Source organism: Amycolatopsis sp. 3B14 (assembly GCF_050958625.1).
Lineage (GTDB): Bacteria > Actinomycetota > Actinomycetes > Mycobacteriales > Pseudonocardiaceae > Amycolatopsis_E > Amycolatopsis_E thermoflava.
Genome location: NZ_JBHZEN010000125.1, coordinates 1 through 8,267 on the forward strand (window position 1 = coordinate 1; position 8,267 = coordinate 8,267).

9 protein-coding genes are annotated in these 8,267 nt (G+C 71.8%); 3 read left to right on the forward strand and 6 right to left on the reverse strand.

Annotated elements, in window-relative coordinates; all coding sequences use genetic code 11:
• The coding region (locus ACCP09_RS39885) for an SAM-dependent methyltransferase (protein ID WP_433754280.1) at positions 1 to 591 on the reverse strand (591 nt) is incomplete at its 3' end.
• Positions 581 to 1,594: an NAD(P)/FAD-dependent oxidoreductase gene (locus ACCP09_RS39890; protein WP_378335645.1), complete on the reverse strand. Its 1,014-nt coding sequence runs from the start codon at positions 1,592 to 1,594 to the stop codon at positions 581 to 583. The genes ACCP09_RS39890 and ACCP09_RS39885, both read right to left, overlap by 11 nt.
• A 128-nt stretch (positions 1,595 to 1,722) precedes the next feature.
• Here ACCP09_RS39890 and ACCP09_RS39895 point away from each other — a divergent pair, with 128 nt between their 5' ends.
• Positions 1,723 to 2,799: a carboxylate-amine ligase gene (locus tag ACCP09_RS39895; protein ID WP_027934335.1), complete on the forward strand. Its 1,077-nt coding sequence runs from the start codon at positions 1,723 to 1,725 to the stop codon at positions 2,797 to 2,799.
• A gap of 40 nt (positions 2,800 to 2,839) precedes the next feature.
• On the opposite strand, the gene ACCP09_RS39900 is transcribed toward ACCP09_RS39895, so the two are convergent.
• From ACCP09_RS39900 to ACCP09_RS39915, 4 genes are all read right to left on the reverse strand, one after another.
• Positions 2,840 to 3,445 carry a bifunctional 4-hydroxy-2-oxoglutarate aldolase/2-dehydro-3-deoxy-phosphogluconate aldolase gene (locus ACCP09_RS39900; protein ID WP_433754282.1) on the reverse strand — a complete coding sequence of 202 codons (606 nt, stop codon included), beginning with the start codon at positions 3,443 to 3,445 and terminating at the stop codon, positions 2,840 to 2,842.
• Complete coding sequence (locus tag ACCP09_RS39905; protein WP_027934333.1) at positions 3,432 to 4,187, reverse strand: IclR family transcriptional regulator; 756 nt, start codon at positions 4,185 to 4,187, stop codon at positions 3,432 to 3,434. Before ACCP09_RS39905 ends, ACCP09_RS39900 begins: the two co-directional genes overlap by 14 nt.
• Positions 4,187 to 5,086, reverse strand: coding sequence for a sugar kinase (locus tag ACCP09_RS39910; RefSeq protein WP_433754285.1), 900 nt, complete (start codon positions 5,084 to 5,086; stop codon positions 4,187 to 4,189). Before ACCP09_RS39910 ends, ACCP09_RS39905 begins: the two co-directional genes overlap by 1 nt.
• Before the next feature lie 77 nt (positions 5,087 to 5,163).
• Positions 5,164 to 5,967, reverse strand: coding sequence for an AraC family transcriptional regulator (locus tag ACCP09_RS39915; protein ID WP_433754287.1), 804 nt, complete (start codon positions 5,965 to 5,967; stop codon positions 5,164 to 5,166).
• A 60-nt stretch (positions 5,968 to 6,027) separates the two neighbouring features.
• On the opposite strand from ACCP09_RS39915, the gene ACCP09_RS39920 reads away from it, so the two are divergent.
• Positions 6,028 to 6,423, forward strand: coding sequence for a DUF3224 domain-containing protein (locus ACCP09_RS39920; RefSeq protein ID WP_027934330.1), 396 nt, complete (start codon positions 6,028 to 6,030; stop codon positions 6,421 to 6,423).
• A gap of 46 nt (positions 6,424 to 6,469) precedes the next feature.
• Positions 6,470 to 8,239 (forward strand): glycosyltransferase, encoded by a 1,770-nt coding sequence (locus ACCP09_RS39925; RefSeq protein ID WP_433754289.1) that lies wholly within the window; start codon positions 6,470 to 6,472, stop codon positions 8,237 to 8,239.
• The last annotated feature ends 28 nt before the right edge of the window (positions 8,240 to 8,267 follow it).

The following is an 8,267-nucleotide window of genomic DNA, read 5'->3' on the forward strand; positions in this document are numbered from 1 at the left end:
GATGGTCACCGCCTTGCCGTCGGGGTCCGTGGCTTCCCGGGGCCGCGCCTCGGCGACCTCCACGCTCCACTCGCCGGGCAGCCAGCTCGCCACCTCCTCCGCGCTGCTGAACCGCTCGGGCACGTGCGGCCGCCCCATCGTGGTGTGCAGGTCGCGCGCGTCGTGGTGCACCAGCAGCACCGTGCCGCCCGGGTTGAGCCAACCGGCGAAGCGCCCGACCAGGTCACGCAGCTCCGTGTTGCGCAGGTGCAGGAACTGCGCCGAGATCAGGTCGAACCGCCGGTCGCCCGGGTCCCAGGTCCGCACGTCGGCCCGCTCCCACTCGATCCGGTCCCCGACCCCGGCCGCCGCGGCGTGCTCGGATCCGCGTCGCAGCGCGGTTTCCGACAGGTCCAGCGCCGTCACGCGCCAGCCGCGCTCCGCGAGCCAGCAGCTGTCGGCTCCCTCGCCCGCGCCGATGTCCAGCGCCGTGCCCGGCGGCAGGTCCCCGGCCTCCGCCACGAGCTGCGGGTTGGGCCGTCCACTCCAGACGGCGGTGTGCGAGCGGTACCGCTCCTCCCAGAACTCCTCGCCGTACTCCTCAGATCCCATGACGCCGTGCCCCTCCAACGAGTTCGCTCACGTCGCTCTCGTCCGCGAACACCCCGGCCCGGTGCGCGGCGACCGCCGCGCGCGTGTCCTCCGCGACCAGGTCGGCGTTGATCGCCGCACCGGCCGTCAGTCCACCGGACGCCGACACGATCACCTGCGCGGTCACGTTCGCGACGTTCCCCGCGACCCATACGCCCGGCACCGCGGTGGCGCCGGTCGGGTCCGCGGCGACGTAACTCCCGATCACGTGGTCCTGCACGACCTGCTCCGACACTTCGACCCCGAGCGCGGTGAGCAGCCCGGCCCGCGCCGTGAACCGGGGCGCGACCACGGCCACCTGCCGCGGCACGACCTCGCCGGACCGCATCCGCACCCCGGTCAACCGGTCGTCGTCCACCTCGACGGCCGCGACCTCGCCCTCGACCACCCGGATCCCGCGGGCGGCCAGTTCCTCGCGCTGCTCGTCGGTCAGCTCGGGTGCCCGGTGCCGGAACAACGTCACGTCGGCGCTGAGCTGCCGCCACAGCAGAGCCGCGTGCACCGCCATCGGGTTCCCGCCGATCACGCCGATCGCCTGGTCCCGCGCCTCCCACCCGTGGCAGTACGGGCAGTGCAGGACGTCGCGGCCGAACCGCTCCGCGACACCGTCGATGTCCGGCAGCTCGTCGACCAGTCCAGTGGTCACGAGCAGCCGGCGCGCGCGGACCGACCGGCCGTCGTCGAGGGTCACCTCGAAACCGTCCGCGGTCCGCTCGGCCGCGGTGACCGTGCCCGTGACGATCTCGCCGCCGTACCCGGTCACCTCGTCGCGACCGATGGCGACCAGCTCGGCCGGTGGAGTACTCTCCCGGCCCAGATAGTTGTGCACGTGTCCGGCTCGCGCGTTGCGCGGGTCGCCCGCGTCGACGACCAGCACCGACCGGCGCGCCCTGGCCAGCGCGAGGGCGCCGGCCAGCCCCGCCGCTCCACCACCCACCACCACAACGTCGTACTTCTCGTCCATGACCGCGACTATCCGCGCGACCGGCCGCGGGTGACAAGAAATTTTGCCGGGATGGCAAACCCGGGGCGGGGCCGGGCTTGAAGAGCCGGGAAGCGGGTAAACACCGGCCACCAACGAGGAGGGCGAGGGTGGAGCAGATACCGACGTTCGGCGTCGAAGAGGAGTTCCTGCTCGTCGACGATCGGGGTCACCTGTCGGACCGCGGTCCGGAGATCGTCGAAGCCTTCGAGCGCCCCGACGGCGACGTGCAGCGGGAACTCGCGCGCAGCCAGGTGGAGCTGGCCAGCGAGGTCTGCCGGGGCGCGGGCGAACTCCTGGATCAGCTCACGCACTTCCGCTCCCGGCTCGCGGGCGAGGCGGCGAAGCGCCAGTTGCGCCTGATCGCCAGCGCGACCCCGCCGCTGGCCGAGGCGCACCCGCCCGCCCTCACCCCGACTCCGCGGTACCGGCGGATGGGCGAGCACTTCGGCATGATCGCGCGCACCGGCACCACGTGCGGCTGCCACGTGCACGTGAAGATCCCGGACCGGGGCACCGGGGTGCGGATCAGCAACCACGTCCGGCCGTGGCTGCCGGTGCTGCTCGCGCTGACCGCGAACTCGCCGTTCGACAGCGGCCACGACACCCGGTACAGCAGCTGGCGGCACGTGCTGTGGTCGCGTTGGCCGTCCGCGGGCCCGCCTCCGGTGTTCGCCTCGCTCGACGAGTACGAGTCCCGTGTCGCCGCGATGCTCGAATCCGGCGCGATGCTGGACCGGGGCATGATCTACTGGGACATCCGGCTGTCGGAGAAGCGCCCGACGCTGGAGTTCCGCATCAGCGACGTCGCGGCGACGGCCCGAGAGGCGGCCACCCTCGCGGCCGTGGTGCGCGGGCTCGTGCTCACTGCGATGTCCGAACTGGACGTTCCGCCGCCGCCGGTGCCCGGGGAAGTGTTGCGGGCCAACCTGTGGCGCGCGGCGCGCGACGGCCTGGACGGCTCGGCCCTGCACCCGGAGACCGGGCGCCTCACCCCGGCCCCGGCGCTGGTCAGCCAGCTGGTCGAACGGGTCCGCGGCGCACTCACCGAGACCGGCGACCTCGACTTCGTGCTGGAGTCGCTGGCGTGGGTGCACGAGCACGGCAACGGCGCCCAATGCCAGCGACGCGCCTTCGCGGTGAACGAGCGGCTCACCGACGTGGTGGACCTGCTCAGCCTGCGGTAGGCGCGCTCAGGAGGCCGCCGCGTTGTCCTGGTGAACCTGATCAGCCTCCGACAGCCGCCTTCAGGGCGGCCAGCGCATCCGGGTCCGCGAGCGCCGAACCGACCGCCACGCCACGACAACCAGCGGCCAGGAAGTCCGCCGCATTGCCCGCATCGACACCACCCGTGGCGACGAACCGCACCGACGGGAAAGGAGCCAACTGCGCCGCGATCCAGCCCGTCCCCAACTGCCGCGCCGGAAACGCTTTAAGCCATGTGTTCCCCAGCGCCAGCGCGCTCGCGATCTCGGTCGCCGTCGCCACGCCGGGCAGGTGCGGCAGGCCGAGCCGGTGCGACTCCTGCACGACCTCCGGGTGCAGCCCGGGCGCCACGGTGAACTCGGCGCCGATCTCCCGCACCGCAACCAGCTGGTCCACTGTGGTCACCGTGCCCGCGCCGACGCTCTTGCCCCGCTCGGCCGCCGCGGCCACAGCCGCACGCAGCGACGGCATCGCGTCCGGCGTCTGCACCGGGATCTCCACCAGCTCCACCCCGAAGTCCCAGGCGCGCACGCACATCTCCACAGTCTGTTGTGGATCGAGACCGCGGAAGATGCCCAGCACGGGGTTGCGGCCGAGGTGTGCGGCGAAGAAGTCAGCGGGATCCATGGTCGTCTCCTCCCCAGCCCAGTGCCCGGGAGATCCGGTGGGCGGCGGTCCGGTACTCGTCGAGGTGTGCACGCAGTTCGGCCAGCGGCGCGACGACCTTGAGCGCGGTGACGGACAGGCTGTGCGTCACCTGGCCCCGCGCGTCACGCACCGGCACTGCCAGGCAGTTCAGGAAGTCCTCGTGTTCGCCGTCGTCCTCGGCCCAGCCGCGTTCGCGGACGCGGTCCAGCTCGGCGGACAGCTCCGCGGGGCCGGCGACCGTGGTGGGCGTGAAGCGCTGGTAGTCGCACAGGGACAGCCAGCGCTCGCGGTCCGGCTGGTGCGCCAGGATCGCCTTCGCCACGCCGGCGGTGTGCAGAATCGCCGGCAGCCCGATACGCGACCCCATCGCGACACTGCCGCGGCCGTCGATCTTGTCCACGTACACGACCCGGTCGCCCACCAGTTCCGCGAAGTGCACGGTGTGCCCGCAGCGTTCGCCCAGCTCCTGCAGGACCGGGCGGGCGAGGGCGCGCGCCTCGACCTGGTCCAGCGCGAGCTGGCCGTAGGCGATCAGCTGGAACCCCATCGCGTAGCGGTTGTCCGGGACGCGCCGGACGAACCCGCCCTCCTCCAGGGTCTGCAGGATCCGCAGTGCGGTCGACTTGTGGACACCGAGGTGGTCGGCGATCTCGCCGAGGGTGCGGTGGCGGCGGGAGACGAACGCGACGATGTCGATCGCGCGGGCGACGGTCTGGGACATCAGACCAGTTTTCCGATGATGTCGGCGGCCGGGGGCAGCTCGGCGAAGTCCGACGGCGATTCGAGCACGCGGGCGGCGGCGTAGTGGCCGAGCCGGAGGCGGGTCAGCTCGTCGCGGTCGTCGAGGAAGCCGCTGAGCCACCCGGCCGCGAACGCGTCCCCGGCCCCGACGGCGTCCACCACGTCGACCTTCGTGGACGGCGCGCGGTGGACCCCGGTCGGCGTGAAGCTGACCGCCTCGATCGCGGCGTCCTTGACCACCAGGTAGCGCGGGCGGTCGAGGAGTTCGCGGACGCTCTCCGCGTCGCTCGTGCCCCACAACGCCTCCGCCTCGTCCCGGCCGACGAACACGATGTCGCTGTCCTGGGCCAGTTCGCGCAGGACCTCGGGCGCGTCGCCGTGCCACAACCGCGGGCGGTGGTTGACGTCGAAGCTGACCAGGCCCGGGCCGCGGATCAGCGCGCGCGTGGCTTCGCGGGCCTCCTCGGACAGCGCGGCCGTGATGCCGGAGACGTGCACGAGCCGCGCCGGGTGGGCGGTCCAGTGCGCGATGTCGGCGGTCGTGATCGCGGAGGCGGCGGAGCCTGCGCGGTAGTAGTAGACGCGGGTTCCGTCCGGGGTGGGGTCCTTGAAGTAGACCGCGGTGGGACGTCGCTCGTCGCGACGGACCAGCGACGTGTCGACGCCGTGCCGCTGGAGGTCGTCGAGCACGAGGTCGCCGAGCGGGTCCACACCGAGCGCGCTCGCCCAGGCCGCTTTGTGCCCGAGGCGGGCCAGCAGGGCCGCGACGTTCGACTCCGCGCCGCCGGGCCGCAGCAGGAAGCGGCTGTCCGAGACCAGGCGGCCGCCCGCTTCGGGCGTGACCATGACCATGGTCTCGCCGACCGTCAGCACGTCCACGCCCGCCTCCGTTGCACATGTTGCAATGCCGTTGTTCTCATTGCAATATAGCAGGTGGCCATGCGGCACGGGTGCGGTCAGGAGCGGCGGGCGTAGCGGCCCGGCGGCTCACCGACCACCGCGGTGAACTCGCGGGTCAGGTGGGCCTGGTCGGCGTAGCCGAGGTCGGCGGCCAGTTCGGCCCAGTCCACGGACTCGTCGCGCGCCGCCCGCTCGGCCGCGTCGTAGATCCGGTACCGGCGCAGCACCCACTTCGGGCTCACACCGATGTGGTCGGCGAACGCGCGCTGCAGCTGTCGCACGCTCATCCCGCCGCGCGCGGCCAGGTCCTCGACGCGCCGCAGGTCGCGGTCGCGCGCGGCGAGTTCGGCGAGGGCCGTGGTGTCCTCCGACGGCTGGCGCTCGGCCGGGACCAGCGGGGCGAGGGCCTCGTCGAGCATCGCGGCGATCTCGTCGCCACCGGTGTCGCCCGCGAGCGCTTCGGCCAGCGCGGGCTCGGCACGGTGCAGTGCCGGGAAACCGTCGGCGACCGGGTGGACCTGGTCCGTGATCGTGGCCATCGACCTGCCCAGGAACGGGCGGAACCCGCCGGGCCGGAACATCACGCCCAGCGCCCGGCCGCGCCCGGACAGCCGGCGCGTGAAGCGCTGGGTCTGCACGCCGCTGACCATGCCGCGGCCCTCGTCGAACACGACGTTGACCACCGGGTGCACGAGGATGTGCTGCTCGTGGACGTCCGGCAGGTCCCAGGACACGAGCCAGTACCGGTCGACGAACCGGTCCACGCCCGGCGACGGGGCGTACCGGGTCAGCTCGAACCGCCGCAGCCCCGCGTTCGGGTGCAGGATGCCGCGGCTGTCCCGCTCGACCGGCTCGACCACGCCCCGAGCCTAGTCGCGTTTCTTCAAGACCGGCTGACGGCGCTCGCCTAGCGTGCGGGCATGACGACACGCGCGGAAAGCACCTTCACCAGTGAGAACAGCGAGACCACCCCGCGCGAGTGGACCGGCGGGTCGATGGCCAGGACACGGTGGCTGAAGGAGTTCAGCGGCGACCTGGAGGGCACGAGCGTCGTCGAGGCGATCATGCTCCAGGTCGAGCCCGCGCCGGGTGGCGAGGCGGGCGCGATCTACGTGGGCGTCGAGCGGTTCGAATGCAGCCTGCACGGGCGCAAGGGCAGCTTCCTGCTGACCCACAACGCCACCTCGCTCGGCGAGGAAACCGGCGGCGAGTGGACCATCGTCCCCGGCTCCGGACGCGACGAGCTGACCGGGATCAGCGGCCGCGGGGAAATCCGGCCGGACCACCACTTCGTTTTGGCGTACACGCTGCCCTGAAATCGGTTAGGGTGTCGCAATTCTCGACGCCGAGGACGTGACGCCCATGATCGGAGAACGAACGGCGCAGCGCACATTCTTCGCGCCGCCGCGGGACCGGGAACCGGCCGAGCTGTACCGGGAGACCGTCGCCGGATCGGCCACCGCGAGCCGCACCGCCTTCGCGCTGGAGCCACACGCGCGGATCAGCACGAACACGTACTTCGGCCGTTTCCCGGCCAGTCACTGGCAGCGGTGGACCGATGTGCCGCGGGTGACGCTGCGGGTGCGGGCGCGTGGGTCGGGAATGCTTTTCCTGATGGCGTCCGACAGCCTCGGCCGGGAACGCACTGTGGATTCCGCACGCGTCCATTCGGCGGAATCGGAATACGCCGAACTGACGGCCGAGCTGAATCGTTTCGCCGACGGTGGCGGATTGTGGCTGGAGGCCGCGACAGAGAACCGGCGGCTGCGGATCGACGACGTCCGGTGGCTGGTGCCGGGCCCGGGCCGGGGTCACGGCGCGGTGGTCGCGATGTGCACCCACAACCGTCCGGAGGAGTGCGTCGCGACCCTGCGGACGCTCGCCGCGGACCGGGAGTGCCTGGACGCGCTGGACGCCGTGTTCGTGGTGGACCAGGGCAGCGATCCGGCGCCCGTCGAGCGCGCCGGGCTGGGCGGGAAGCTGCGGTACGTGCGGCAGCCGAACCTCGGCGGCGCGGGCGGGTTCGCGCGCGGGTTGAGCGAGGCCATGACCGAGGGTCGTCGCCCGCATGTAGTGCTGATGGACGACGACATCGTGCTGGAGCCGGAAACGGTGTTGCGCCTGATCGCGTTCGCCGAGCTGACCGTGGCCCCGGCGATCGTCGGTTCGCAGATGCTGCAACTGCTGCACCCGCACCGCCTGCAGGTGGCGGCCGAGTATGCGGACCTGCCACGCTTGCGAGCGGGCCGTCCGGTGCCGGGCGCTTTCCAGGACGTGGACCTGCGGGAACACAAGCTGGACCTGCACGTGGACGGCGAGTACAACGCGTGGTGGACGTGCCTGGTGCCGCCCGAGGTGGTGGAGTCGATCGGCTTGCCGCTGCCGATGTTCTTCCAGTGGGACGACATCGAGTACGGCTTGCGAGCCCGGGCCGCCGGCCACCCGAGCATCACACTGGCCGGCGCCGGAGTCTGGCACGCCGACTTCTGGTGGAAGGACTGGGACGACTGGCCGCGGTACTTCAGCGTCCGCAACGGCCTGATCGTGGCCGCCCTGCACGGCGATTTCCAAGGAACCGCGGCTTTCCTGGCGGGTGAACTGGCACGCTACCTGGTGTCGATGAGGTACGCCCTGGCCGCGACGCTCATCCTGGCGATAGAGGACTTCCTGCGCGGCCCGGAGGTATTGTCGGACGGCGGCGCGCAAGCCGTGGCGGCGGTGCGAAAGCTGCGCCTGGAACACCCGGAAACCCAGCTGCGGCCGGTATCGTCGGTTGCCGGCACGCGCACTGTCCGATCCGGACCGGAGCCATCGCGCCCAGGACTGGTGATGGCGAAGCGAATCGCGTGGCACCTGCTGGGAAAGTCGCATGGGGAGGCGGCTGTTTCGGCGCGGGACAGCGAGTGGTGGCATGTGGCGCTGTTCGACCGGGCGGTGGTGACGGACCCGTCGCAAGAGGGGGTGAAGATTCGGCAGCGGGACCGGGCACTGGCGAGGAAACTGGCCACCGAAGGCGCGAAAACACTTCTCCGATTCCGCAAGGAAGCAGACCAAGCCACCGAACGATACCGAGCAGCACTACCAAACCTGACCACAAAGGACAGCTGGACACCACGCTTCAACAAGAGCTAAAACAGGAACCCGGCAACGAAAAGCAAGC

Excerpts from the sequence above, each read along its gene's own strand:
- ACCP09_RS39890 (WP_378335645.1), bottom strand. The coding sequence starts at position 1,594 with ATGGACGAGAAGTACGACGTTGTGGTGGTGGGTGGTGGAGCGGCGGGG.
- ACCP09_RS39900 (WP_433754282.1), bottom strand. The coding sequence starts at position 3,445 with ATGGATCCCGCTGACTTCTTCGCCGCACACCTCGGCCGCAACCCCGTG.
- ACCP09_RS39905 (WP_027934333.1), bottom strand. The coding sequence starts at position 4,187 with ATGTCCCAGACCGTCGCCCGCGCGATCGACATCGTCGCGTTCGTCTCC.
- ACCP09_RS39920 (WP_027934330.1), top strand. The coding sequence starts at position 6,028 with ATGACGACACGCGCGGAAAGCACCTTCACCAGTGAGAACAGCGAGACC.
- ACCP09_RS39925 (WP_433754289.1), top strand. The coding sequence starts at position 6,470 with ATGATCGGAGAACGAACGGCGCAGCGCACATTCTTCGCGCCGCCGCGG.